At 54.8% G+C, this 23,515-nt stretch carries 24 protein-coding genes; 19 read left to right on the top strand and 5 right to left on the bottom strand.

The window, feature by feature from the left end; all coding sequences use genetic code 11:
• Positions 1-98 precede the first annotated feature (98 nt).
• The 4 genes from INF61_RS15905 to INF61_RS15890 all read left to right on the top strand — a co-directional run bounded on the left by INF61_RS15905 (position 99) and on the right by INF61_RS15890 (position 2,914).
• Entirely contained in the window at positions 99-467 is a 369-nt protein-coding gene (locus tag INF61_RS15905) for a diacylglycerol kinase (protein ID WP_017382619.1), read from the top strand.
• 108 nt (positions 468-575) lie between these two features.
• Positions 576-1,184, top strand: a complete 609-nt coding sequence (lexA, locus tag INF61_RS15900; protein ID WP_003860318.1) for a transcriptional repressor LexA — start codon at positions 576-578, stop codon at positions 1,182-1,184.
• A 63-nt stretch (positions 1,185-1,247) separates the two neighbouring features.
• Positions 1,248-2,585 carry an MATE family efflux transporter DinF gene (gene dinF / locus INF61_RS15895; protein ID WP_032668818.1) on the top strand — a complete coding sequence of 446 codons (1,338 nt, stop codon included), beginning with the start codon at positions 1,248-1,250 and terminating at the stop codon, positions 2,583-2,585.
• Between the two features lie 119 nt (positions 2,586-2,704).
• Positions 2,705-2,914: a CsbD family protein gene (locus tag INF61_RS15890; RefSeq protein ID WP_003860314.1), complete on the top strand. Its 210-nt coding sequence runs from the start codon at positions 2,705-2,707 to the stop codon at positions 2,912-2,914.
• Between the two features lie 47 nt (positions 2,915-2,961).
• Here the strand turns inward: INF61_RS15890 and zur are convergent, their stop codons facing one another.
• The gene (gene zur / locus INF61_RS15885) at positions 2,962-3,474 is read right to left on the bottom strand and encodes a zinc uptake transcriptional repressor Zur (protein ID WP_006810484.1); all 513 of its coding nucleotides are present in this window, start codon (positions 3,472-3,474) and stop codon (positions 2,962-2,964) included.
• Positions 3,475-3,591: 117 nt separating this feature from the next.
• Here zur and INF61_RS15880 point away from each other — a divergent pair, with 117 nt between their 5' ends.
• The 4 genes from INF61_RS15880 (at position 3,592) to pspG (ending at position 7,016) form a co-directional block, all read left to right on the top strand.
• Positions 3,592-4,080 carry a cupin domain-containing protein gene (locus INF61_RS15880; RefSeq protein WP_017382621.1) on the top strand — a complete coding sequence of 163 codons (489 nt, stop codon included), beginning with the start codon at positions 3,592-3,594 and terminating at the stop codon, positions 4,078-4,080.
• A gap of 192 nt (positions 4,081-4,272) precedes the next feature.
• A complete protein-coding gene (gene traF, locus INF61_RS15875; RefSeq protein WP_176601513.1) occupies positions 4,273-5,559 on the top strand; it encodes a conjugal transfer protein TraF in 1,287 nt (428 codons plus the stop codon).
• Positions 5,560-5,641: 82 nt separating this feature from the next.
• Positions 5,642-6,637, top strand: a complete 996-nt coding sequence (dusA, locus tag INF61_RS15870; protein WP_193547905.1) for a tRNA dihydrouridine(20/20a) synthase DusA — start codon at positions 5,642-5,644, stop codon at positions 6,635-6,637.
• Between the two features lie 136 nt (positions 6,638-6,773).
• Entirely contained in the window at positions 6,774-7,016 is a 243-nt protein-coding gene (gene pspG, locus INF61_RS15865) for an envelope stress response protein PspG (RefSeq protein WP_017382623.1), read from the top strand.
• 185 nt (positions 7,017-7,201) lie between these two features.
• On the opposite strand, the gene INF61_RS15860 is transcribed toward pspG, so the two are convergent.
• On the bottom strand, positions 7,202-8,185 hold the full coding sequence (locus INF61_RS15860) for a quinone oxidoreductase (RefSeq protein ID WP_003860300.1): 984 nt from the start codon (positions 8,183-8,185) through the stop codon (positions 7,202-7,204).
• A gap of 60 nt (positions 8,186-8,245) precedes the next feature.
• Here INF61_RS15860 and dnaB point away from each other — a divergent pair, with 60 nt between their 5' ends.
• From dnaB to INF61_RS15830, 6 genes are all read left to right on the top strand, one after another.
• Positions 8,246-9,658 (top strand): replicative DNA helicase, encoded by a 1,413-nt coding sequence (dnaB, locus tag INF61_RS15855; RefSeq protein ID WP_003860298.1) that lies wholly within the window; start codon positions 8,246-8,248, stop codon positions 9,656-9,658.
• Between the two features lie 16 nt (positions 9,659-9,674).
• Positions 9,675-10,754 (top strand): alanine racemase, encoded by a 1,080-nt coding sequence (gene alr / locus INF61_RS15850; RefSeq protein WP_023295763.1) that lies wholly within the window; start codon positions 9,675-9,677, stop codon positions 10,752-10,754.
• 109 nt (positions 10,755-10,863) lie between these two features.
• On the top strand, positions 10,864-12,057 hold the full coding sequence (tyrB, locus tag INF61_RS15845) for an aromatic amino acid transaminase (protein WP_193547904.1): 1,194 nt from the start codon (positions 10,864-10,866) through the stop codon (positions 12,055-12,057).
• 268 nt (positions 12,058-12,325) lie between these two features.
• Positions 12,326-13,039, top strand: coding sequence for an acid phosphatase AphA (gene aphA / locus INF61_RS15840; protein ID WP_017382626.1), 714 nt, complete (start codon positions 12,326-12,328; stop codon positions 13,037-13,039).
• A gap of 112 nt (positions 13,040-13,151) precedes the next feature.
• A complete protein-coding gene (locus INF61_RS15835) occupies positions 13,152-13,568 on the top strand; it encodes a secondary thiamine-phosphate synthase enzyme YjbQ (RefSeq protein WP_163294013.1) in 417 nt (138 codons plus the stop codon).
• Between the two features lie 2 nt (positions 13,569-13,570).
• Complete coding sequence (locus INF61_RS15830) at positions 13,571-13,924, top strand: MmcQ/YjbR family DNA-binding protein (RefSeq protein WP_017382628.1); 354 nt, start codon at positions 13,571-13,573, stop codon at positions 13,922-13,924.
• Between the two features lie 3 nt (positions 13,925-13,927).
• Here INF61_RS15830 and uvrA read toward each other — a convergent pair whose 3' ends face one another.
• On the bottom strand, positions 13,928-16,750 hold the full coding sequence (uvrA, locus tag INF61_RS15825) for an excinuclease ABC subunit UvrA (RefSeq protein ID WP_015570187.1): 2,823 nt from the start codon (positions 16,748-16,750) through the stop codon (positions 13,928-13,930).
• A gap of 251 nt (positions 16,751-17,001) precedes the next feature.
• On the opposite strand from uvrA, the gene ssb1 reads away from it, so the two are divergent.
• Complete coding sequence (gene ssb1 / locus INF61_RS15820) at positions 17,002-17,532, top strand: single-stranded DNA-binding protein SSB1 (RefSeq protein ID WP_193547903.1); 531 nt, start codon at positions 17,002-17,004, stop codon at positions 17,530-17,532.
• Between the two features lie 61 nt (positions 17,533-17,593).
• Here the strand turns inward: ssb1 and INF61_RS15815 are convergent, their stop codons facing one another.
• A complete protein-coding gene (locus INF61_RS15815) occupies positions 17,594-17,875 on the bottom strand; it encodes a YjcB family protein (RefSeq protein WP_003860282.1) in 282 nt (93 codons plus the stop codon).
• A 443-nt stretch (positions 17,876-18,318) separates the two neighbouring features.
• Between INF61_RS15815 and INF61_RS15810 the strand changes: the two genes are divergently transcribed.
• Complete coding sequence (locus INF61_RS15810; RefSeq protein ID WP_032103688.1) at positions 18,319-19,719, top strand: sensor domain-containing diguanylate cyclase; 1,401 nt, start codon at positions 18,319-18,321, stop codon at positions 19,717-19,719.
• A 265-nt stretch (positions 19,720-19,984) separates the two neighbouring features.
• Positions 19,985-21,550, top strand: a complete 1,566-nt coding sequence (locus INF61_RS15805; RefSeq protein ID WP_015570189.1) for an EAL domain-containing protein — start codon at positions 19,985-19,987, stop codon at positions 21,548-21,550.
• 6 nt (positions 21,551-21,556) lie between these two features.
• Here the strand turns inward: INF61_RS15805 and soxS are convergent, their stop codons facing one another.
• The gene (gene soxS, locus INF61_RS15800; protein WP_003860277.1) at positions 21,557-21,883 is read right to left on the bottom strand and encodes a superoxide response transcriptional regulator SoxS; all 327 of its coding nucleotides are present in this window, start codon (positions 21,881-21,883) and stop codon (positions 21,557-21,559) included.
• A gap of 98 nt (positions 21,884-21,981) precedes the next feature.
• Between soxS and soxR the strand changes: the two genes are divergently transcribed.
• Entirely contained in the window at positions 21,982-22,440 is a 459-nt protein-coding gene (gene soxR / locus INF61_RS15795; protein ID WP_003860275.1) for a redox-sensitive transcriptional activator SoxR, read from the top strand.
• Positions 22,441-22,796: 356 nt separating this feature from the next.
• Complete coding sequence (locus INF61_RS15790; protein ID WP_017694715.1) at positions 22,797-23,468, top strand: glutathione S-transferase family protein; 672 nt, start codon at positions 22,797-22,799, stop codon at positions 23,466-23,468.
• Positions 23,469-23,515: the final 47 nt, after the last annotated feature.

Here is a 23,515-nt window from a genome sequence, read left to right as displayed (position 1 = left end):
CGCGCAAAATTTCTGTTGTTACCCGTCATACTTCAGGTTGCAGCAAAACGCGCTGCGGCTTTAGTTACAGACGCTATTTATCATAAAAGGTTCTTTTAATGGCCAATAATACCACTGGGTTAACTCGAATCATTAAAGCTGCCGGTTATTCATGGAAAGGTTTCCGCGCGGCATGGGTTAATGAAGCCGCTTTCCGCCAGGAAGCGGTTGCCGCAATCGTTGCCGTTGTCATCGCCTGCTTCCTTGATGTTGATGCTATCACCCGCGTACTGCTCATCGGATCTGTCCTTCTGGTGATGATAGTGGAAATTCTGAATAGCGCTATTGAGGCCGTTGTTGACCGAATCGGGTCGGAATTCCATGAACTGTCTGGCCGGGCGAAAGACATGGGTTCCGCTGCCGTACTGCTGGCGATTATCACTGCGGCGATCACCTGGGTCACGCTGCTTTGGTCGCATTTCCGATGAGCCTCGAGGAATAATTAAGTCCCTGGTTTTTTGTGCAGTTTTTGGTTCCAAAATCGCCTTTGACTGTATATACTCACAGCATAACTGTATATACACCCAGGGGGCGGTATGAAAGCGTTAACGACCAGGCAGCAAGAGGTGTTTGATCTCATTCGGGATCATATCGGCCAGACGGGTATGCCACCCACGCGTGCAGAAATTGCGCAGCGTCTGGGCTTCCGTTCTCCTAATGCTGCCGAAGAGCACCTTAAAGCGCTGGCGCGTAAGGGCGTGATTGAGATTGTTTCCGGCGCCTCACGCGGCATTCGTCTGCTTGTGGAAGAAGAGAGCGGTATTCCACTGGTGGGCCGCGTTGCCGCAGGTGAACCTCTGCTGGCGCAGCAGCACATCGAAGGGCACTATCAGGTTGACCCAGGCATGTTCAAGCCGAGCGCCGATTTCCTGCTGCGCGTTAGCGGAATGTCCATGAAAGATATCGGTATTCTGGATGGCGATCTGCTGGCGGTACACAAAACGCAGGATGTGCGTAACGGGCAAGTCGTGGTGGCGCGCATTGATGATGAAGTGACGGTTAAGCGCCTGAAAAAACAAGGCAATACCGTGCAGCTTCTGCCTGAAAATAATGAATTCTCCCCGATTGTGGTGGATCTCCGCGAGCAGAGCTTCTCTATTGAAGGACTGGCGGTCGGCGTTATCCGCAACGGTGAATGGCTGTAATCTCTTCCTGACAGGCTGTAGTTCCTCTACAGCCTGGCCTGTTTTCTGATTCCGGTAATTTCCATGGCATTGCTAACTTCTGCCGATAAGGCGTTGTGGCGTCTTGCGCTACCAATGATTTTTTCCAATATTACCGTTCCTCTGCTGGGGCTGGTGGATACGGCGGTTATCGGGCATCTCGATTCGCCGATTTATCTCGGCGGCGTCGCGATCGGCGCAACGGCGACCAGCTTCCTCTTTATGCTGCTGCTTTTTCTGCGCATGAGTACGACAGGCCTGACGGCCCAGGCGTATGGTGCAAAAGATCCCCTGCGTCTGGCGCGTGCGCTGGTTCAGCCGCTCATTCTGGCATTCGGTGCCGGCGCGTTAATCGTTCTGTTGCGTACGCCGCTGATTGATCTTGCGCTCCATATTGTAGGCGGCAGCGATGCCGTACTGGAACAGGCCCGGCGGTTCCTCGAAATTCGCTGGCTCAGCGCGCCCGCTTCACTGGCAAACCTGGTCCTGCTGGGCTGGCTGCTGGGCGTGCAGTACGCCCGCGCGCCGGTGATCCTGCTGGTGGTGGGCAACCTGCTTAACATTGTGCTCGATCTCTGGCTGGTGATGGGGCTGCACATGAACGTCCGGGGCGCGGCGCTGGCCACGGCGATTGCCGAGTACGGTACGCTGCTGATCGGTTTGGGGATGGTCTGGCGCGTGCTGGCGATGCGCGGTATCACCCTGGTTCTGCTGAAATCGGCCTGGCGCGGCAACATTCGTAAGCTGCTGGCGCTTAATCGCGACATCATGCTCCGTTCGCTTCTGCTGCAACTCTGCTTTGGTGCATTAACCGTTTTTGGTGCGCGTCTTGGGCCTGAGATCGTTGCCGTCAACGCAGTGCTTATGACATTACTGACCTTTACCGCTTACGCGCTGGATGGTTTTGCTTACGCCGTGGAGGCGCATTCAGGGCAGGCCTATGGCGCGCGTGAAAGCGGCCAGTTACGCGAAGTCTGGCGTGCTGCCTGTCGTCAGGCGGGCCTGGTGGCGCTGGTCTTTGCTCTGGTATACGCCTGTTTTGGTGGGCATATTGTCGCGTTACTCACCTCGTTGCCCGCGCTACGTGAGCTGGCCGATCGCTACATCCTCTGGCAGGTAGTATTACCGGTGGTGGGCGTGTGGTGCTATTTGCTGGACGGCATGTTTATTGGTGCGACGCGAGGGGCGGAGATGCGCAACAGCATGGCCGTCGCGGCGGCGGGGTTCGGCCTGACGCTGCTAACCCTGCCGTATCTCGGCAATCATGGTCTGTGGCTGGCGCTGGCGGTGTTTCTCTCACTGCGTGGCCTTTCGCTGGCCGTTATCTGGCATCGTCACTGGCGAAACAATACCTGGTTTCCAGCCCCGCACGATATATCGTAACGGTTAAAGATTCCGAATATAAAAACAACTGCCGAATCCTTAACTACAATAATAATCACGTCCAGCAGAAAAGAACGAAGCGGACGATACTCATAGACGCTTAACACGAGGACACGATTATGAATAAAGACGAAATCGGCGGCAACTGGAAGCAATTCAAAGGTAAAGCGAAAGAACAGTGGGGTAAGCTGACAGATGACGATATGACCGTCATTGAAGGTAAGCGCGATCAGCTGGTAGGTAAAATCCAGGAGCGCTACGGTTACGAAAAAGATCAGGCGGAAAACGAAGTCAAAGACTGGGAAACCCGTAACGACTACCGCTGGTAACCGGCACTATCCCCAAGGGCGGCCCTGAGCCGCCTTTTTCTTTGGCTTTAACGCGGCTTTTTCTTCACCAGGATAGAGTGATCGTGCTGACAGGCATCCTGATGGCGGCATGACTCCACCTCCACGCAGGCAGAACATAAGCCGTGGGCTTCAATCACATTATGGCGCAGCGCAAAGCCCATTCTGGCTGCCAGCGTATGCATAATATCTTCCACACCTTCCGCACACTCTTCCTTCACCACACCACAGCGATCGCAGATAAACATGGCGGACGTGTGAGTTGGCTGGTCAAAAAGATGGCACAGCACATAGCTGTTTGTTGATTCCACTTTATGCACAAACCCTTGCTCCAGCAGAAAATCCAGCGCCCGATAAACGGTCGGCGGTTTTGCCTGCGGCTCGCTTTCACGCAGCAGATCGAGCAGATCGTAGGCGCTGATGGCGCCCTGTTGCAGGCTCATCAGACGCAGTACCTCAAGGCGCTGCGGGGTCAGGCGCACATTGCGTTGCGCGCACAGCTTTTCAGCTTGCGCTAACAGCTCTTTTGTGGACTTGTCCATCGGGCACCTCGGATATGGTAAGGGGTGAAAACATTCACTTTATCATGTTCTGCTAAAAACACCGAGATCCGCCAGGCTGTGCTATACCTGACGCATCGCAAATCAGGAGATCGCAAAATGAAAAGACCTGACTGTATTCGGCACTGGCGGGACGTGGAAGGTGCCGATGACGCAACGTATCCTGACAGTAACGAACGTTTTTCTGTTGGCGCGCCGCTGGCCCGCAGGCTGGGTCTCGGCCGCATTGGTATTCACCATGAACGGCTGCCACCCGGACGCCGTACGTCTTATCCGCATGCGGAAAGCGACGAAGAGGAGTTTGTTTACGTTCTGGAGGGTTACCCTGAGGCCTGGATCAATGGCTATTTATGGAAGCTCGAACCCGGAGACAGCGTGGGATTTCCAGCCGGGACGGGCGTGTGTCACACCTTTATCAACAATACCGATGAAGAGGTGCGCTTACTGGTGGTGGGTGAGGCCAATAAAAAACATAACCGCATCTACTATCCGCTCAATCCGGTGTATGCCGCGACGCGCGAAGACCGCTGGGTCGACCATCCGCCTCAGTTTTTTGGGCCGCACGATGGAAAACCTGGGCGAAAATAATTTCCTCTTCTATAAATATTGATGGTCGTCACATATTACAACAGGCCGGGATGGAATTTAACTTAAGGAAATAGCGGGTCTTTTTGCACTTATTCACAGCAATAGTTCGTTCCTGTTTGGGTGATAACAGACAGGGTTAACTAATAACAAACTATTTACGAGCACACTGTGAAAAAACATTTTAAATTTTCGATGGTTAGCATCGCTGTCTCCTTTTTTATGGCAAATCAGGCGGGAGCAGCCAATACCTGGACGGAAGCGCGTAGCGACGCAATGGGCGGAACGGGTGTCGCGGCAGGGAGCTATGGCAGCGGGGCGTTAATCAACCCCGCGTTACTGGCAAAATCTAAGCCAGAGGATGATGTGACGGTCATTTTGCCGTCCGTTGGCGTGCAGGTGACCGATGAAGACAATCTTCAGGACGAGATTGATACCATTAACGACAAAATCAATCATTACAAGGATGTGGTTGATAGTCTGACCCCCATTGAAGTTATCACCAATCCATTAGGTTCGATCAATCAGTTCCAGGGCGCAGCGAAAGATCTCGCTGATGAACTGGACTACCTGAAAGGCAAGACCGCACACGCCACCGCAGGGGCGGGGATTGCCGTCAGTATCCCTAACGATGTTCTTTCCGTGGCCTTTATGGCAAAAGGCTATGCCCATGGCCGGGTCAGCTCTTCAATCGATCAGCAGGACATTGATTATCTGCGCGGTATACAACGAAGCGATGCGGTGGCTGCCGGTGTGGCGCTGGATGCCGCGCTAAACGGTACCGATCAGATCACCAAAAACCTTAACTCTACGGCGTCTGGTCGGGCGGCGATTGTGTCCGACTACGGTATTGCGGTGGCCCGTCAGTTCGATCTTGGCGGCGTTCCGGTTTCCGTTGGCGTCACGCCGAAGCTGCAAAAAACCTGGCTCTATAACTACACCACTTCAATCTACGATTACGACAGTAATAAGTGGAACGACAGCCGCTACCGTACCGACGACACTGGCTTCAACGTCGATGCCGGTATTGCTGCTGATTTCGGTGAAAACTGGACGGTCGGCGTGAGCGGGCAAAACCTGATGTCGCGCGATATCGATACCAAAGATATCCGCATCCGCAACGGGCGTACGGGAGAGGTGGTGAGTTATAAAGACACTTATCAGATCCGTCCGCTGGTCACTGCCGGGGCCGCCTGGCACAACGATCTGGTCACGCTGACCGCAGATGGCGATCTGACCGAAACCAAGGGCTTTAAAAGCGAAGACACCTCCCAGTACGTTGGCGTCGGTGCCGAAGTCACGCCACTGAGCTGGCTGGCAGTACGCGCCGGTTATCGTGCGGATATGAAAGGGAACGACAGCAACGTCTTTACCGGCGGTGTCGGTTTCGCGCCGTTCAACTCCGTCCACGTTGACCTGATGGGGCTTTATGGCGAAGACGAGACCTGGGGTGCAGGGGCACAGTTGAGCATGACGTTCTAAAGTACACCGGAGGCGCTGCGCCTCCGGCTTTTCTTTGTGCTATAGTAGCGCCCCTTTTCCACCAGATGCTTAAAACTTCGCCATGTCGTCAGAATTCCAGACCGCTTTCCCTGCACACCGTTTCTCCATTGCGCCAATGCTCGACTGGACGGACAGACACTGCCGCTATTTCCTGCGTCAGCTCTCCCGCCATACGCTGCTGTACACCGAAATGGTCACTACCGGCGCAATTATTCACGGCAAGGGCGATTATCTGGCGTACAGCGAAGAGGAGCATCCGGTTGCGCTGCAACTGGGTGGCAGCGATCCGGCTGCGCTGGCGCAGTGCGCGAAGCTGGCTGAAGAACGCGGCTATGACGAGATTAACCTCAACGTCGGTTGCCCGTCCGACCGTGTGCAAAACGGTATGTTCGGCGCGTGTCTGATGGGTAATGCACATCTGGTGGCGGACTGTATCAAAGCGATGCGCGACGTCGTCTCTATCCCGGTTACGGTCAAAACCCGTATCGGCATAGACGACCAGGACAGCTACGAGTTCCTGTGTGATTTCATCAACACCGTATCAGGGAAGGGTGAATGCGAGATGTTTATCATCCACGCCCGTAAAGCCTGGCTCTCTGGCCTCAGCCCGAAAGAAAACCGCGAGATCCCGCCGCTGGACTACCCGCGCGTGTACCAGCTAAAACGCGACTTCCCGCACCTGACCATGTCGATCAACGGCGGTATTACGTCGCTGGACGAGGCCAAAGCGCATCTCGAACATATGGATGGCGTGATGGTCGGACGCGAGGCGTATCAGAATCCGGGCATTCTGGCGACGGTTGACCGGGAAATCTTTGGCGTTGACGGTGCTGACACCGATCCCGTGGCGGTAGTGCGCGCCATGTATCCGTACATTGAGCGCGAGCTGAGTAATGGTACCTATCTGGGCCACATTACCCGCCATATGCTTGGCCTGTTCCAGGGTATTCCTGGCGCGCGCCAGTGGCGTCGTTATCTCAGCGAGAACGCGCATAAAGCCGGTGCGGATATTGAGGTCCTGGAACACGCGCTGCGTCTGGTTGCGGATAAACGTTAAATTTCGCTAAAAGATGGTCAAATACGCCACGCCCTGCAACACATTGCGGGGCGTTTTGCTTTCAGAACAACGACTTATTTTTGGCATGTTTCTTGTAACGATCGCAGCATCATTCGGGAACTCGTGGGAGAGCACCATGCTGGAACTACTTTTTGTGATTGGCTTCTTTATCATGCTGATGGTCACGGGCGTGTCGCTGCTTGGTATCCTGGCCGCGCTCGTCGTGGCCACGGTGGTGATGTTTGTCGGCGGTTTATTTGCCCTGACGATTAAACTCTTGCCGTGGTTACTTCTGGCGATTGCGGTTGTATGGGCGATACGGGCGATTAAATCGCCAAAACTGCCCACTTATCAGCGTAATAACCGCTTCCGTTACTAAGGTATTGAGGGGTACGTCACATACCTGCAACTTTTCCGGCAGCAATCCTTAGAACAGAATAGGATTTACTTATCGAATCTGTCACTATGGCTGCCGCTAAAGAATTCATCGAGCTGTACCCTACATACAGCCGAACTAAAAAAAAGAAAGGGCTTCCCACGGGAAGCCCAATTTCTTTTTATGGCTCAGGGAATTAACAGACTTGATCCCTGCGTTGCCCGGCTCTCCAGCACCTCATGCGCGCGCTGCGCATCGGTCAGCGGATATTTCTGCGCCTCTGCCACATCCACTTTAATCACCCCGCTGGCGATCAGCGAGAACAGCTCGTTGCTGGCTTCCTCAAGTTCTTCCCGGTTGGTGATGTAACCTTGCAGGGAAGGGCGAGTGACGTACAGCGACCCTTTCTGATTCAGAATGCCCAGGTTGACGCCGGTGACTGCCCCGGAGGCATTTCCGAAGCTCACCATTAGCCCGCGACGTTGCAGGCAGTCCAGCGAAGATTCCCAGGTGTCTTTCCCCACCGAGTCATACACCACGCGGACCTTTTTGCCGCCAGTGATCTCTTTCAGCCGCTCAACGATGCTCTCTTCCCGGTAGTTGATCACCTGCCATGCGCCCGCGTCCAGCGCGCGCTGCGCTTTTTGCGCGCTGCCTGTGGTGCCGATCAGCTTCGCGCCCAGGGCTTTCGCCCACTGGCAGGCAATCAGCCCCACGCCACCTGCGGCTGCGTGAAAAAGGAATTGCTCGTCAGGCTTAATTTCGTAGGTTTTGCGCAGCAGATAATAGACCGTCAGCCCTTTCAGGAATGAGGCGGCAGCCTGCTCGAAGCCGATCGCATTTGGCAGAAGCGCCGCTTTCTCGGCCGGAACGTTATGGATGGAGCTGTAAGCGCCCAGCGCCGACTGCGCGTACACCACGCGATCGCCTTCCTTAATGTGCTTAACCGCGCTGCCCACTTTGCTGACGATACCGGCCGCCTCGGTGCCCAGTCCGCTCGGCATCGACGGAGGCGGATAGAGGCCGCCGCGAATATAGGTATCGATGTAGTTAATGCCGATCGCTTTGTTTTCCACCTGGATTTCGTTCTCGCCAGGCGCAGCGGGGGTAAATTCCACCGCTTTGAGTACGTCAGGGCCACCATGCTTGTGAAATTCAATACGTGTTGCCATGCTTCCTCCAGAATGTGGTAATCTTTCGACCCACTCTTTATCTCGGTAACTCCATTCACTATGGCAGGAAACAAACCCTTCAACAAACAGACTGAACCTCGTGAGCGTGATTATCAGGTCGCCGGGTTAAAAGTCCCGCCGCACTCGATTGAAGCGGAACAGTCGGTGTTGGGCGGTTTAATGCTGGATAACGAACGCTGGGACGACGTCGCCGAGCGTGTTGTCGCGGAAGACTTCTATACCCGCCCGCACCGCCATATTTTTACGGAAATGGCGCGTTTGCAGGAGTCGGGCAGCCCTATCGACCTGATTACGCTCGCAGAATCGCTGGAGCGTCTGGGACAGCTCGACAGCGTCGGCGGATTTGCCTATCTGGCAGAACTGTCAAAAAACACGCCAAGTGCCGCGAACATCAGCGCTTACGCTGATATCGTTCGTGAACGTGCCGTTGTCCGCGAGATGATCTCGGTGGCGAATGAGATCGCCGAGGCTGGTTTCGATCCCCAGGGGCGTACCAGCGAAGATCTGCTCGACCTGGCGGAATCCCGCGTCTTTAAAATCGCCGAAAGCCGTGCGAACAAAGACGAAGGCCCGAAAAATATCGCCGATGTGCTCGACGCCACGGTTGCGCGTATTGAGCAGCTTTTCCAGCAGCCGCACGATGGCGTGACGGGGGTGAACACCGGTTATGACGATCTCAACAAGAAAACGGCAGGTCTTCAGCCATCGGATTTGATTATCGTCGCGGCGCGTCCGTCGATGGGTAAAACGACATTTGCGATGAACCTCGTCGAAAACGCGGCGATGTTGCAGGATAAGCCGGTGCTTATCTTCAGTCTTGAGATGCCCTCTGAACAGATCATGATGCGTTCTCTGGCGTCCCTGTCGCGTGTGGATCAGACCCGCATCCGTACCGGTCAGCTGGACGATGAGGACTGGGCGCGCATCTCGGGCACCATGGGGATTTTGCTGGAAAAACGGAACATCTATATCGATGACTCCTCCGGCCTGACGCCGACGGAAGTGCGCTCCCGCGCGCGCCGTATCGCCCGTGAACACGGTGGTATCGGCCTCATCATGATCGACTACCTTCAGCTGATGCGCGTTCCGTCGCTTTCCGACAATCGTACGCTGGAGATTGCCGAGATTTCCCGCTCGCTCAAGGCGTTAGCCAAAGAGCTGCACGTGCCGGTGGTGGCGCTATCGCAGCTTAACCGCTCTCTGGAACAACGTGCAGACAAGCGCCCGGTCAACTCCGACCTGCGTGAATCCGGCTCCATCGAGCAGGATGCCGACTTAATCATGTTCATCTACCGTGATGAGGTTTATCACGAGAACAGCGATCTGAAAGGGATCGCCGAAATTATTATTGGTAAGCAACGTAACGGCCCCATCGGTACGGTACGTCTGACCTTTAACGGCCAGTGGTCGCGTTTCGACAACTATGCCGGTCCTCAATATGATGATGAGTAATTTCTAAGGAATTCAAATGCAAGCGGCAACTGTTGTTATTAACCGCCGCGCTCTGCGACACAACCTGCAACGTCTGCGAGAACTGGCGCCCGCCAGTCAGCTCGTTGCAGTCGTGAAAGCGAACGCTTACGGACACGGTCTTCTTGAGACCGCGCGAACGCTCCCCGATGCCGACGCTTTTGGCGTCGCCCGTCTCGAAGAAGCTCTCCGCCTGCGCGCAGGTGGAATTACGCAACCGATACTGCTCCTGGAAGGCTTTTTTGAAGCCTCGGACCTGCCGACCATTGCCGATCAGCACCTGCACACGGCGGTGCATAACGAAGAACAGCTGGCCGCGCTGGAAACGGCTGAACTGAGCGAGCCGGTCACCGTCTGGATGAAGCTCGACACGGGCATGCACCGTCTGGGCGTGCGGCCGGAAAGCGCGGAGGCGTTTTATCAGCGTCTGAGTCAGTGCAAAAATGTGCGTCAGCCGGTGAACATCGTCAGCCACTTTGCCCGCGCCGATGAGCCTGAATGCGGCGCAACGGAACAGCAGCTTGATATCTTCAACACCTTCTGCGAAGGCAAACCGGGGATGCGCTCCATTGCGGCGTCCGGCGGGATCCTGCTATGGCCGCAGTCGCACTTCGACTGGGCGCGTCCGGGCATCATTCTTTATGGCGTTTCGCCGCTGGAGAACAAACCCTGGGGGCCGGACTTTGGCTTTAAGCCGGTTATGTCGCTGGTTTCAAAGCTGATTGCCGTGCGTGAGCACAAAGCGGGAGAGCCGGTGGGTTACGGCGGCACCTGGACCAGCGAGCACGACACGCGTCTTGGCGTGGTGGCGATGGGCTACGGCGACGGCTATCCCCGCGCCGCGCCAACGGGGACGCCGGTGCTGGTCAATGGACGCGAAGTCAAGATTGTCGGTCGCGTGGCGATGGACATGATTTGTGTTGATCTTGGGCCCGACGCGCAGGATAAAGCGGGGGACGATGCGGTGATGTGGGGTGAAGGCCTGCCGGTAGAGCGTATTGCTGAAATAACAAAAGTGAGTGCTTACGAACTTATCACGCGCCTTACCTCAAGGGTCGCAATGAAATACGTCGACTAAGCATGAGCGGGATGCGATGCATCCCGCTTCTGTTAACATCCCCTCGATCTTCTTCCGCTTCCGGTTTATTGTTGAATGCCCTGCCTCATAATAATCCGGAGAACATCGCGTGTTTCAGAAAGTAGACGCCTACGCCGGCGACCCTATCCTCTCCTTGATGGAGCGTTTCAAAGAAGATCCTCGCAGCGACAAAGTGAACCTCAGCATTGGTCTTTACTACAACGAAGACGGCATCATTCCTCAGTTGAAAGCCGTTGCCGAAGCTGAAGCGCGTCTGAACGCAACCCCGCACGGTGCTTCGCTTTATCTGCCGATGGAAGGATTAAACACCTATCGCAACACTATCGCGCCGCTGCTGTTTGGTGCGGACCACGCGGTGCTCGCGCAAAAGCGCGTGGCGACTATCCAGACGCTGGGTGGCTCGGGTGCGCTGAAGGTAGGCGCAGATTTCCTGAAAAAGTACTTCCCGGATTCCGGCGTGTGGGTCAGCGACCCGACGTGGGAAAACCACGTTGCGATCTTCGAGGGCGCGGGCTTTAAGGTGGCGACCTATCCGTGGTTCGACAGCGAAACCAACGGCGTGCGCGTTGATGCGCTGCTGGAAAAACTGAACACCCTGCCGGAGCGCAGTATCGTATTGCTGCATCCGTGCTGCCATAATCCGACCGGTGCGGAGCTCACCAATGCCCAGTGGGATGCGGTGATCGAGATACTGAAGGCGCGTAACCTGATCCCGTTCCTCGACATCGCCTATCAGGGCTTTGGCGCGGGCATGGAGGAAGACGCCTATGCCATTCGCGCGATTGCCAGCGCGGGGCTTCCCGCTCTGGTCAGCAACTCGTTCTCAAAAATCTTCTCCCTGTACGGCGAGCGCGTTGGCGGCCTGTCCGTGGTGTGTGAAGACGCCGAAGCCGCGGGACGCGTACTCGGTCAGCTGAAAGCGACGGTCCGCCGTATCTACTCCAGCCCGCCGAACTTTGGTGCGCAGGTGGTGGCGACAGTTCTCGGTGACGAAACGCTGAAAGCGTCCTGGCTTGCGGAAGTGGAAGCGATGCGTAAGCGCATCCTGTCGATGCGTCAGGAGCTGGTTAACGTCCTGAAAGAGGCCGTGCCTGGGCATAACTTTGATTATCTTCTCAAGCAACGCGGGATGTTCAGCTACACCGGACTGAGCGCAGCGCAGGTCGATCGCCTGCGCGAAGAGTTCGGTGTCTACCTGATCGCCAGCGGCCGTATGTGCGTGGCGGGTCTGAATGCCAGCAACGTCCAGCGCGTGGCGCAGGCGTTTGCATCCGTAATGTAAGCATTCACTTACTTGCATACTGTATGTAGGCCGGGCAAGGCGTAGCCGCCACCCGGCTTTTTTGTTCGCGCCGGTGCCAGTCATTGCCCGGTGGCGCTTCGCTTACCGGACCTACACGTTTCTTCTGCGCTTTGTGATCGTCTTCTTTTTATTCAGCTCCATAAGTAAAAACTCCTTTCCTTCCCCTACCGCTGGGGTTATGGTCGGATAGTTTTTTGACCATCCGCTCAAAATAAAAAGATAACAAACTGAATATTCAGGGGAAAATATGCGCAAGATCACACTGGCGCTCAGCGCCGCCTGCTTATTGTTCTCGCTTAATAGCGCCGTTGTTGCACGGGCTTCTGCACCCACGCCGCTTTACACCGGCACTACCGCCGCCATTCTTGCCGAACAGGCCCCCATTCACTGGGTTTCAGTGGCACAAATCGAAAATAGCCTGACGGGTCGCCCGCCGATAGCCGTGGGCTTCGATATTGACGATACCGTTCTCTTCTCCAGCCCCGGTTTCTGGCGCGGCAAAAAAACGTACTCCCCGGACAGCGAAGCCTATCTGAAAAACCCGGAATTCTGGGAAAAGATGAACAACGGCTGGGATGAGTTCAGTATCCCGAAAGAGGTTGCCCGCGCGCTGATCGCCATGCACGTAAAGCGCGGCGACAGCATTTACTTCGTGACCGGACGTAGCCAGACCAAAACCGAAACCGTCTCGAAAACGCTACAGGATGATTTCCTGATCCCGGCGGCCAGCATGAACCCGGTCATTTTTGCCGGGGACCAGGAAGGGCAAAACACCAAAACCCAGTGGCTGGAAAAGAAAAATATCAAAGTGTTCTACGGGGATTCAGATAACGACATCACCGCGGCGCAAGACGTGGGAGCCAGAGGCATCAGGGTGTTACGCGCCTCGAACTCCACCTACCGACCGCTGCCGATGGCCGGAAAATTTGGTGAAGAGGTGATTGTTAACTCTGAATACTGATGTATTAACGGCGGGGTGAATGCTTTTTTAAGCAAATCTCGCTGCGCGGGTTTTACCTTTCGCTTTCTTGCTGCACACTTAGAAAGATTCACCTTTCATAATGGAGCAGCACATGTGGTATCAACAGACCCTGACCTTAAGCGCAAAACCACGCGGATTTCACCTTGTGACGGACGAAGTCATCGGGCAAATCCGCGACCTGTCGCGCGTCAAAACGGGTTTGCTGCATCTGCTGCTTCAGCACACGTCTGCTTCTCTCACGCTCAATGAAAATTGCGATCCCACCGTCCGGTCCGACATGGAGCGGCATTTTCTTAAAACCGTCCCGGATAACGCCCCGTATGAGCATGATTACGAGGGGACGGACGATATGCCTTCGCACATCAAATCCTCTTTGCTGGGCGTCTCGCTGATGCTGCCGGTCCACAACGGACGGCTACAGCTGGGAACGTGGCAGGGGATCTGGCTGGGAGAACATCGCATTCACGGTGGTTCGCGTAAAATTATCGCAACGCTACAAGGGGAATAAAGATGACAATTTCGGAGATACTTCAGTACTGCATGAGTAAGCCGGGTGCGGAACAAAGCGTTCACAGCGACTGGAAAGCCACGCAGATCAAAGTGGGTGATGTGCTGTTCGCGATGGTGAAAGAGGTGGATGCGCGGCCTGCGGCATCACTGAAAACCAGTCCGGAACTGGCGGACTTACTGCGCCAGCAGCACGATGATGTCAGGCCAAGTAAGCATCTGAATAAAGCGCACTGGAGTACGGTGTTTCTCGACGGCTCGCTGCCAGATTCGCAAATTTACTACCTGGTGGATGCGTCGTATCTACAGGCGGTAGAACTGCTGCCGGAAACGATCCGACAGCAGCTCTCCGTGTGACGATTACAGCAACGGTTTGAGGAAGCGCGCGGTGTGCGAGGCTTCGCACTCTGCAACGGTCTCTGGCGTACCGGAGACGAGGATTTCACCGCCGCCGCTGCCGCCTTCCGGGCCGAGATCGACAATCCAGTCAGCGGTTTTAATCACGTCCAGGTTGTGCTCAATCACCACGATGGTGTTGCCCTGATCGCGCAGCTGGTGCAGCACGTCCAGCAGCTGCTGGATATCCGCAAAGTGCAGGCCGGTGGTCGGCTCATCCAGAATATACAGCGTCTGACCGGTACCGCGTTTGGACAGCTCACGCGCCAGCTTCACGCGCTGCGCTTCACCGCCGGACAGCGTTGTCGCTGACTGCCCCAGACGAATATAGGTCAGACCCACATCCATGAGGGTTTGCAGCTTACGCGCCAGCGCAGGGACGGCGTCAAAGAACTCGCGCGCCTCTTCGATGGTCATATCCAGCACTTCGTGGATGGTCTTGCCTTTGTACTTAATCTCCAGCGTTTCGCGGTTATAACGCTTACCTTTGCACTGGTCGCACGGCACGTAGATATCCGGCAGGAAGTGCATCTCAACCTTGATTACGCCGTCGCCCTGGCACGCTTCACAGCGGCCGCCGCGCACGTTAAAGCTGAAACGGCCTGGCGTATAGCCGCGTGAACGCGCTTCCGGCACGCCGGCAAAGAGTTCACGTACGGGCGTAAAGACGCCGGTATAGGTCGCCGGGTTGGAACGCGGCGTACGGCCAATCGGGCTCTGATCGATGTCGATAACCTTGTCGAAATGCTCCAGCCCCTGAATGTCGCGGTACGGCGCAGGCTCGGCCAGCGTCGCGCCGTTCAGCGCCGTCTGCGCAATCGGGAACAGCGTATCGTTGATCAGCGTCGATTTACCGGAACCGGACACGCCGGTGATGCAGGTAAACAGCCCGACAGGCAGCGTCAGGGTCACGTCCTTCAGGTTGTTGCCGCGCGCCCCGGTCAGCTTCAGCACTTTTTCCGGGTTCGCCGCCACGCGCTGTTTCGGCACTTCAATTTTGCGCTTGCCGCTCATGTACTGGCCGGTCAGCGACTCGGGCACCGCCATGATGTCTTTCAGCGTCCCTTCCGCGACCACCTGGCCGCCGTGTACGCCTGCGCCCGGGCCGATGTCGATCACGTGGTCCGCGGCGCGGATCGCATCTTCGTCGTGCTCGACCACGATTACCGTGTTGCCGAGGTTACGCAGGTGAACCAGCGTGCCGAGCAGGCGTTCGTTGTCGCGCTGGTGCAGGCCGATAGACGGCTCATCCAGCACGTACATCACGCCGACTAAGCCCGCGCCAATCTGGCTCGCCAGACGGATACGCTGGGCTTCACCGCCGGACAGCGTTTCAGCCGAGCGGGAAAGCGTCAGGTAGTTCAGACCGACGTTCACGAGGAACTTGAGGCGATCGCCGATCTCTTTCAGCACTTTTTCAGCGATTTTCGCGCGCTGTCCGGAGAGCTTCAGGTTGTTGAAGAAGTCCATCGCGTGGCCGATGCTCATGTCTGAGATGGTCGGCAGTGCCGTGTTTTCGACAAACACGTGACGCGCTTCGCGACGCAGACGTGTACCCTCGCAGGTGGCGCAGGAGCGGTTGCTGATGAACTTCGCCAGCTCCTCACGCACCGCGCTGGATTCGGTCTCTTTGTAGCGGCGCTCCATGTTGTGCAACACCCCTTCGAACGGGTGGCGACGCACGGAAGTGTCACCGCGATCGTTCATGTACTTGAACTCAATATTCTCTTTGCCGGAACCGAACAGGATCACTTTATGTACGTTCGCGCTCAGGCTGGCCCACGGGGCTTCAACGTCGAACTTATAGTGCTCAGCCAGCGATTTCAGCATCTGGAAGTAGTAAAAATTACGCTTATCCCAGCCGCGAATAGCGCCACCCGCCAGCGACAGTTCCGGGTTTTGGATCACACGGTCCGGGTCGAAATACTGCTGAACGCCCAGGCCGTCACAGGTCGGGCACGCGCCCGCCGGGTTGTTGAACGAGAACAGGCGCGGTTCCAGCTCGCGCATGCTGTAGCCGCAAATCGGACAGGCGAAGTTGGCGGAGAAGAGCAGCTCTTCCGCTTTCGGGTCGTCCATATCGGAGACCACCGCCGTGCCGCCCGACAGTTCCAGCGCCGTTTCAAAGGATTCCGCCAGACGCGTCGCCAGATCTTCACGTACCTTAAAGCGGTCAATCACCACTTCGATGGTGTGTTTCTTTTGCAGCTCCAGCTTTGGCGGATCGGACAGGTCACACACTTCACCGTCGATACGGGCGCGGATATAGCCCTGGCTTGCCAGGTTCTCCAGCGTTTTGGTGTGCTCGCCCTTACGCTCTTTAATGATCGGCGCCAGCAGCATCAGGCGTTTGCCTTCCGGCTGCGACAGCACGTTATCCACCATCTGGCTCACGGTTTGTGCCGCCAGCGGGACATCGTGATCCGGGCAGCGCGGCTCGCCCACGCGCGCATACAGCAGACGCAGGTAGTCATGGATTTCGGTAATGGTACCGACCGTGGAGCGCGGGTTATGCGATGTGGATTTCTGCTCAATGGAGATAGCAGGGGACAACCCTTCAATGTGGTCGACATCCGGTTTTTCCATCAGCGACAGGAACTGACGCGCGTACGCCGAGAGCGATTCAACGTAACGACGCTGTCCTTCGGCATACAAAGTGTCGAAAGCCAGTGAGGATTTGCCAGACCCCGAAAGCCCGGTCACGACGATGAGTTTGTCGCGAGGGATTATGAGGTTGATATTCTTGAGATTATGGGTGCGGGCGCCCCGAACTTCGATCTTATCCATTCACCTTTCCCGGTTGGAACACGGATTGCCTGATTTGTTTGAAGGACAAACGGCTGTCAGAAACGGCTAATTATGACACAAAATGACCTGTTTGAATATACAGTATTGGAATGCATTTTCTGATTCACTGTGTAACAATGTCGAGTTCGCGGGAGAACTCTGGAACGTGCTACGCAACTATCAAAGTGCAGCATGGAAATGGTACACTCGCGCGTTTACACTATTAAGAAACGTATTCAGGAGACACGAACATGGCCAGCAGAGGCGTAAACAAGGTGATTCTCGTCGGTAATCTGGGCCAGGACCCGGAAGTACGCTACATGCCGAGTGGTGGCGCAGTTGCCAACATTACGCTGGCTACTTCCGAATCCTGGCGTGATAAAGCGACCGGAGAAATGAAAGAGCAGACCGAATGGCACCGCGTTGTGCTGTTTGGCAAACTGGCCGAAGTGGCCGGTGAGTATCTGCGTAAAGGTTCTCAGGTCTATATCGAAGGCCAGCTGCGTACCCGCAAATGGACCGACCAATCTGGCGCTGAGAAGTACACCACGGAAGTGGTGGTGAATGTGGGCGGCACCATGCAAATGCTGGGTGGCCGTCAGGGCGGTGGCGCACCAGCAGGTGGCGGTCAGAATCAGCAGCAGGGTGGTTGGGGTCAGCCTCAGCAGCCTCAGGGCGGCAACCAGTTCAGCGGCGGCGCGCAGCCCCGTCCGCAGCAGCAGTCTGCTCCGGCACCGTCTAACGAACCGCCAATGGATTTCGACGACGATATCCCGTTCTGATATCCAGACGCGTGAAAAACAAAAAACCCAGACAATGTCTGGGTTTTTTTATAACAGGCTATCAGGTAATCACCATCGGCCAGTCTGGCGGAGTGTGGCTCATGGCTTCAACCATCACCACTTTAATGTTTTCCCAGACGGCGGCAATGTCTACCAGCGTAATGCCAAGCAAACCTGTCGCGAACCAGCATGCGGCGCCCAACCCTAACAGGGTGCTAATCACAGCAAGACCTGCATAGTCGGACTTTCGAAACTGAATGTTTAACGTGCTGGCCAGGAACATCAAAACCGCGCTCAACAACGGCCAGCGCAGGAGCACCATGCTGGTGGTAATGGTTGCCATAAAACCCATCCTCGACAAAACAGACGAACTGGAATGAAACAATGTTTCTCGTTACATAAGATGTGTGAACTATATCACATTTGCTGTTTTATTCGCCAGTATCCGCGTGAGGTAAAAGTGGGATTATTGCCGGGGAAAATATATCGTCGTCGCTCAGAACGACGTCTGGTCGGAATTTTTATTTTTATTTCATCCAGATAGTAAAACCTTTGCAAAACGCCATCGGCTGTATAGCGTTTACAGCAGTATATCTATGGATTATGCTTGTGTGGAACAATAAATGTACCCGCAAAAATAATTCATCGCATTGAATTAATTGACTTTTTTGGATTTTGTATTCTTTGTTTTACACTCGGCATGCTCTTTGATTTCGTGGTCTTATTCTTTTATTCAGATATGAATTATTGCGGTTGCTCTCTCGATTAATGACCTGCGAAAAGATAATGAAAGAAAAAAGACGCGAGATTATTAACGACAGCATGCAGGCGCTGCACGCCCTGGCGAAGCTGATGCCGCAACTCAACGCGCAGTGTTCGCCGGTTGAAATGCTGGAAATTATCAACAGCGCACTGGGGGCAAATCTCTCATGGGTCAGTGTCGAATCCGCAGACGGGCCGCGCGTGGTTTGTGCCGGCGACGTGACGTGTCACGCCTTTAACGTGGCGGATTTTCTTGCCAGCACCCTGTTGCAGCGGCATCACCGCGCCTGGCGGGTGATCTACTGGAAAGAGCATATTGGCCGGGCGGTATTTTCCCCTCAGCACCCAGGCTATGCGCGGCTGCAAAGCGGCGTGCTGTGTAAATTCTCAGCGCATGGCAGACAGTGCAGTGGTTATTTCTTTTTGGCTTTTAATGAAAAACTGACCTCGTTGCCGATATTGAAAAATATCGTGGTGGTATTGGTTGAGAAGCTAAAAGATTATTTTGATGACATCATCGTGCGGGAAAAAACGGCGCAGGAAATGCAGCGCGTCGTCACGCAATATAAAACCTTATTTGAGCGTGCTCCGGTATTAATGAACGCCTTTGACAGGCATAACCGGTGTGTATTGTGGAATGCCGAATGCGAAAAAGTCTTTGGCTGGAGTATGACTGAAATCGGCGAGCATCCCGATCCGCTGGCCCTGTTTTACCCGGATCCTGAGGAGCGGCAGCGCGTGCAGGAGTCGGTTCGTTTCGCACCACTTAAGGATATGTACGAATGGCACCCGGTGCGTAAAGACGGGACGCAGTTAACCATTCTCTGGTCAAACATCCTTTTGCCGGATAACTCCATTCTCAACATTGGCCTGGATATCACCGAACGTAAAAAAGCAGAACAGCAGCTGACCGTCAAAGCCACCACGGACGATCTGACGGGCTGTCTGAATCGCTCGACAATCTTACAGCGTCTCAAAATAGCGCTGGCAGCCAGTTCGCCGCAGGATGTCAGTAGCCACTTCTGTCTCCTGATGTTCGATCTCGATTATTTCAAGCAGATCAACGATCGGTGGGGACATCAGGTTGGCGATGCGGCATTGATCCACTTTTGCGACCGTATTCGCGAGGTGAGCCCGGCAGGGTCGGCGCTGGGACGGGTAGGGGGCGAAGAGTTTGTTCTTCTGCTGGCGCACACGGATGGTATGGCCGCTACGTTGCTCTCTTCCCGGCTGCGTGCCGCGCTGATCTCAAAACCGCTGCGTGTGGGCGATAAAACGCTGGTACTCTCTTTCAGCGCCGGGGTGGTTGAAGTCTGTCAGGGGCAACGGGATACTTCTGCCATACTGATGCGTGCCGATAAGGCATTATATGACGCCAAGCGTACGGGAAGAGGAAAAACGGTCCTGGCGTCTGATTATTTATAAATCAGCATAAGAACAAAGAGCAGGCTATTTCAGCCAGCGAATTTTCCACACCTGTCGCGGGTAATTATTTTCCTTATCAGAAACGAAATGAATACTTTTAGTTTGGCTTACGGGAAAATATTATCGGCATCACGAATTTTAGGATTTTTAATACCAAAAGTCAGTTGCTAACTTCCCATGATTCATGCAACGTAATCACCTGTTTATCAAAGCAGCCGGTCTTCATTGCTACAGGCGTACAACATGCAGGGATACAGAGCGGGAAATGAATCGTAGCGCGCTGCGCAACATGCTCAAAGTGGTCGGGATTATCATGGTAGTTATGCTGCCGGTGATGCTTGCGCTATGGTTTGCCCAGCTTAGAGCCGTGTCGGAAATCAGCGCCCAGCTGCGCACGTTTGCTGAACTTGCTTTAAACAAAACTGAACGGGTTATTCAACAGGTTGATCTGGCCCGGGAAGACGCGGAAAAATATCAGGGAAAAGTGTGTACGCCGGAGCATCGTCAATATATGTTGAACGTTTCCCGCGGTCGTCTTTTTGTTGCCGATTTAATTTATGCTGAAGGCCAGTCGTTTCTCTGCTCGACCCTTTTTACGCCGGATCATCCTTACACCATTCCCGCTGCCAATTACACACGTAAACCCGACGTTGCTATCTATTATTTTCGCGATACGCCATTTTTTGATGGTTATAAAATGATATATATGCAGCGCGGAAATTATGTCGCAGTGGTCAACCCGCTTTCGTACAGTGAGGTGATGTCAGACGATCGTTCCCTGTCGTGGGGGGTGTATGACACCGTCAGCAATGCATTCTTTTCTGTAAGCCAGAAAGCCAATATTTCTTTATTGCATTCGATGCTTCGACATCAGGAAACGACTTTTCAGAAAGGTGACCGTTTTTATACGATCGTGAAATCCGGGCAGCGGCCGATTGCGGCCATCGTTTCAACCTCCAGCGCCCGTTTTTATAAAACGCTTTATCATCAGGCTACCCTGACGCTACCGCTGGGGATAATTTGCAGCATTATTATTCTGCTGGTGTGGTCGCGTACACACCGTGAATTCAATTCGCCTGGCCGACTTCTGCACCGGGCGCTGAATAAACGCCAGCTGTGCGTCCATTATCAGCCCATTATTGATATTAAAAATAACCAGTGCGTGGGGGCAGAGGCGTTGTTGCGCTGGCCTGGATTCAACGGTCAGGTTATGAGCCCGGCGGAATTTATTCCCCTGGCAGAAAAAGAGGGGATGATTGAGCGCATTACGGATTACGTCGTGGAGGAGGTGTTCAGCGATCTGGGCCATTTTCTTGCCGCTCATCCCGATCTGTATGTCTCGATTAACCTGTCGGCGTCGGATTTTCACTCTTCGCGTCTTATCGCCCTGATCTCCGACAAAGCCCGCTTTTACTCGGTTCGCGCGCAGCAAATCAAAATTGAGGTGACGGAGCGGGGGTTTATTGACGTGCCGAAAACCACGCCGGTCATTCAGGCGTTTCGCCAGGCGGGGTATGAAGTGGCGATTGATGATTTCGGAACCGGCTACTCTAACCTGCATAACCTCTATTCGCTGAACGTCGATATCCTGAAAATCGACAAATCCTTTATCGATACCTTAACCACCAACAGCACCAGCCACCTGATTGCCGAGCACATCATTGAGATGGCGCAAAGCCTGCGGCTGAAAACCATTGCGGAAGGGGTCGAGACGGGGGAGCAGGTGAGCTGGTTGCTGAAGCGTGGCGTGCAGTATTGTCAGGGATGGCACTTCGCGAAAGCGATGCCGCCCCAGGCATTTATGGCCTGGCAGCAGCAACCCTTGCGTTAACACGCATTAATTGAGCTGATGGCGGTAGTCGCTCGGTGTACGGTCAAACTCGCGGCGGAAGACGCGGGAAAAGGTCTGCTGCGACACATAGCCCAGATCCATTGCGATATCAAAAATGGGCCGCTGCGTGGAGCGTAACGCCTGCGCCGCCAGCAGGAGCCTGCGCTGGCGAATGTAATCACCCAGCGTTTGATGCATTACGGTGCGGAACATTCTCTGTAAATACCATTTCGAATAGCCCGACTTCTTAGCGACCACATCAATGTTCAACGGCTGGTCGATATGTTCATCAATCCATTCAATAAGTGTCTGAATAATTTGCTGATGCGACATAAGGTTACCCCTCTGTGGAGACATCTGTCCTGGTTGATTCGTCGTTTTCTCTGCGGGGGAGTATAATTCCTCAAGTTAACTTGAGGTAAAGAGGTTTTATGGAAAAGAGATTACCGCGCATCAAAGCGCTGTTAACCCCCGGTGAAGTGGCTAAGCGAAGCGGTGTGGCGGTGTCGGCACTCCACTTCTATGAAAGCAAAGGGTTAATAAAAAGTATCCGTAACGCCGGAAACCAGCGGCGCTACACCCGCGATGTGCTCCGCTACGTGGCGATCATCAAAATTGCGCAACGTATCGGCATTCCTCTGGCCACCATCGGTGACGCGTTCGGTGTATTGCCGGAAGGGCACTCGCTGAGCGCGAAGGAGTGGAAGCAGCTGTCGTCCCAGTGGCGAGAAGAGCTGGATCGTCGTATTCACACGCTGGTGGCCCTGCGCGATGAGCTGGACGGCTGCATTGGTTGCGGGTGTTTATCACGCAGCGATTGTCCGCTGCGTAACCCGGGTGACAGGCTGGGCGAGCAGGGAACGGGGGCGCGGTTGCTGGAGGAGGATTGAGAGGTGTTTGCCGGATGGCGCTTCGCTTACCCGGCCTACGCTCTCGGTTTTGCAGGTCGGGTAAGGCGCAGCCGCCACCCGGCAACAAGCATAAAGAACTAAAGCGCCACTAAGGGCGCTTTAGTTTTTTCCGGTCTTTGTCTTTCTCTCTATCCCGCTGGCTCACGGGAGGGTTTCCCCCGACATCAGTACCCCTCGTGTCGAGCTTGTGGAGGAGGTTCCGGTTTGTACTGACACTTTAATTCTATGCCCGGCCGCCGTTTTTGCCACCGGAGACGGTGAGATTTTAGCCAAATTTTTTTCGTGAAGTTGTTCAGTTTTCTATAGTTAAAAAGTATGAATCACCGGAGAACATCATGCTAACGGTCCACCACCTTAATCAGTCTCGTTCACATCGCGTCCTCTGGGCGCTGGAAGAGCTGGGTCTGACGTATGAGATTGTGCGCTACCAGCGCGAGAAATCCATGCTTGCACCGGATTCGCTCAAAAAAGTGCATCCGCTGGGGAAATCCCCGGTACTGGAAGATAACGGACTGGTGCTGGCCGAATCAGGCGCGATTCTGGAATATCTTCAGGAAACGTACGATTCGGCGTCACGATTCAAACCGTTAGATCCCGCCCATAAAGTGCAGTATCGCTTCTGGCTGCATTACGCCGAAGGGTCTTTGATGCCGCTACTGTTAATGAAGCTGGTGTTTAACAGCCTCGGCAAACCACCCGTCCCGTTTGGCCTGCGCACGCTGGGTAAGGCGCTGGGGCAGGGGGTGCAAAAAGCGTATCTCAACCGCCAGCTGGAAACGCATGCGCGCTTTATTAACGATCATCTTGCCGAAAACAGCTGGTTTGCCGGCGACACGCTGACCATGGCTGATATCCAGATGAGTTTTCCCCTCTTCGCCCTGCTGGCGAGAGGCGGCATTGACAATCTCGACCACATAGCGGCGTGGAAACAGAGAGTGGAGGCACGTCCGGGCTGGCAGACAACGCTTGCGAAAGGCGGCCCGCTGACAATCCCCGGCGAGGGATGAAATGTAACGAAATTGCGCATGGACGATAACGTTTGCGCATCCTCTGC

Source organism: Enterobacter cloacae complex sp. P18RS (genome assembly GCF_014982105.1).
In the GTDB taxonomy this organism is placed as follows: Bacteria; Pseudomonadota; Gammaproteobacteria; order Enterobacterales; family Enterobacteriaceae; genus Enterobacter; species Enterobacter hormaechei_C.
This window is presented reverse-complemented; position numbering and strand designations above follow the sequence as displayed.

Excerpts from the sequence above, each read along its gene's own strand:
- aphA (WP_017382626.1), top strand. The coding sequence starts at position 12,326 with ATGCGCAAGATCACACTGGCGCTCAGCGCCGCCTGCTTATTGTTCTCG.
- INF61_RS15805 (WP_015570189.1), top strand. The coding sequence starts at position 19,985 with ATGAATCGTAGCGCGCTGCGCAACATGCTCAAAGTGGTCGGGATTATC.
- traF (WP_176601513.1), top strand. The coding sequence starts at position 4,273 with ATGGTTAGCATCGCTGTCTCCTTTTTTATGGCAAATCAGGCGGGAGCA.
- lexA (WP_003860318.1), top strand. The coding sequence starts at position 576 with ATGAAAGCGTTAACGACCAGGCAGCAAGAGGTGTTTGATCTCATTCGG.
- soxS (WP_003860277.1), bottom strand. The coding sequence starts at position 21,883 with ATGTCGCATCAGCAAATTATTCAGACACTTATTGAATGGATTGATGAA.
- dinF (WP_032668818.1), top strand. The coding sequence starts at position 1,248 with ATGGCATTGCTAACTTCTGCCGATAAGGCGTTGTGGCGTCTTGCGCTA.
- zur (WP_006810484.1), bottom strand. The coding sequence starts at position 3,474 with ATGGACAAGTCCACAAAAGAGCTGTTAGCGCAAGCTGAAAAGCTGTGC.
- INF61_RS15890 (WP_003860314.1), top strand. The coding sequence starts at position 2,705 with ATGAATAAAGACGAAATCGGCGGCAACTGGAAGCAATTCAAAGGTAAA.
- ssb1 (WP_193547903.1), top strand. The coding sequence starts at position 17,002 with ATGGCCAGCAGAGGCGTAAACAAGGTGATTCTCGTCGGTAATCTGGGC.
- pspG (WP_017382623.1), top strand. The coding sequence starts at position 6,774 with ATGCTGGAACTACTTTTTGTGATTGGCTTCTTTATCATGCTGATGGTC.
- alr (WP_023295763.1), top strand. The coding sequence starts at position 9,675 with ATGCAAGCGGCAACTGTTGTTATTAACCGCCGCGCTCTGCGACACAAC.
- INF61_RS15815 (WP_003860282.1), bottom strand. The coding sequence starts at position 17,875 with ATGGCAACCATTACCACCAGCATGGTGCTCCTGCGCTGGCCGTTGTTG.
- INF61_RS15835 (WP_163294013.1), top strand. The coding sequence starts at position 13,152 with ATGTGGTATCAACAGACCCTGACCTTAAGCGCAAAACCACGCGGATTT.
- soxR (WP_003860275.1), top strand. The coding sequence starts at position 21,982 with ATGGAAAAGAGATTACCGCGCATCAAAGCGCTGTTAACCCCCGGTGAA.
- uvrA (WP_015570187.1), bottom strand. The coding sequence starts at position 16,750 with ATGGATAAGATCGAAGTTCGGGGCGCCCGCACCCATAATCTCAAGAAT.
- INF61_RS15790 (WP_017694715.1), top strand. The coding sequence starts at position 22,797 with ATGCTAACGGTCCACCACCTTAATCAGTCTCGTTCACATCGCGTCCTC.
- dusA (WP_193547905.1), top strand. The coding sequence starts at position 5,642 with ATGTCGTCAGAATTCCAGACCGCTTTCCCTGCACACCGTTTCTCCATT.
- INF61_RS15830 (WP_017382628.1), top strand. The coding sequence starts at position 13,571 with ATGACAATTTCGGAGATACTTCAGTACTGCATGAGTAAGCCGGGTGCG.
- INF61_RS15880 (WP_017382621.1), top strand. The coding sequence starts at position 3,592 with ATGAAAAGACCTGACTGTATTCGGCACTGGCGGGACGTGGAAGGTGCC.
- dnaB (WP_003860298.1), top strand. The coding sequence starts at position 8,246 with ATGGCAGGAAACAAACCCTTCAACAAACAGACTGAACCTCGTGAGCGT.
- INF61_RS15860 (WP_003860300.1), bottom strand. The coding sequence starts at position 8,185 with ATGGCAACACGTATTGAATTTCACAAGCATGGTGGCCCTGACGTACTC.
- INF61_RS15905 (WP_017382619.1), top strand. The coding sequence starts at position 99 with ATGGCCAATAATACCACTGGGTTAACTCGAATCATTAAAGCTGCCGGT.
- INF61_RS15810 (WP_032103688.1), top strand. The coding sequence starts at position 18,319 with ATGAAAGAAAAAAGACGCGAGATTATTAACGACAGCATGCAGGCGCTG.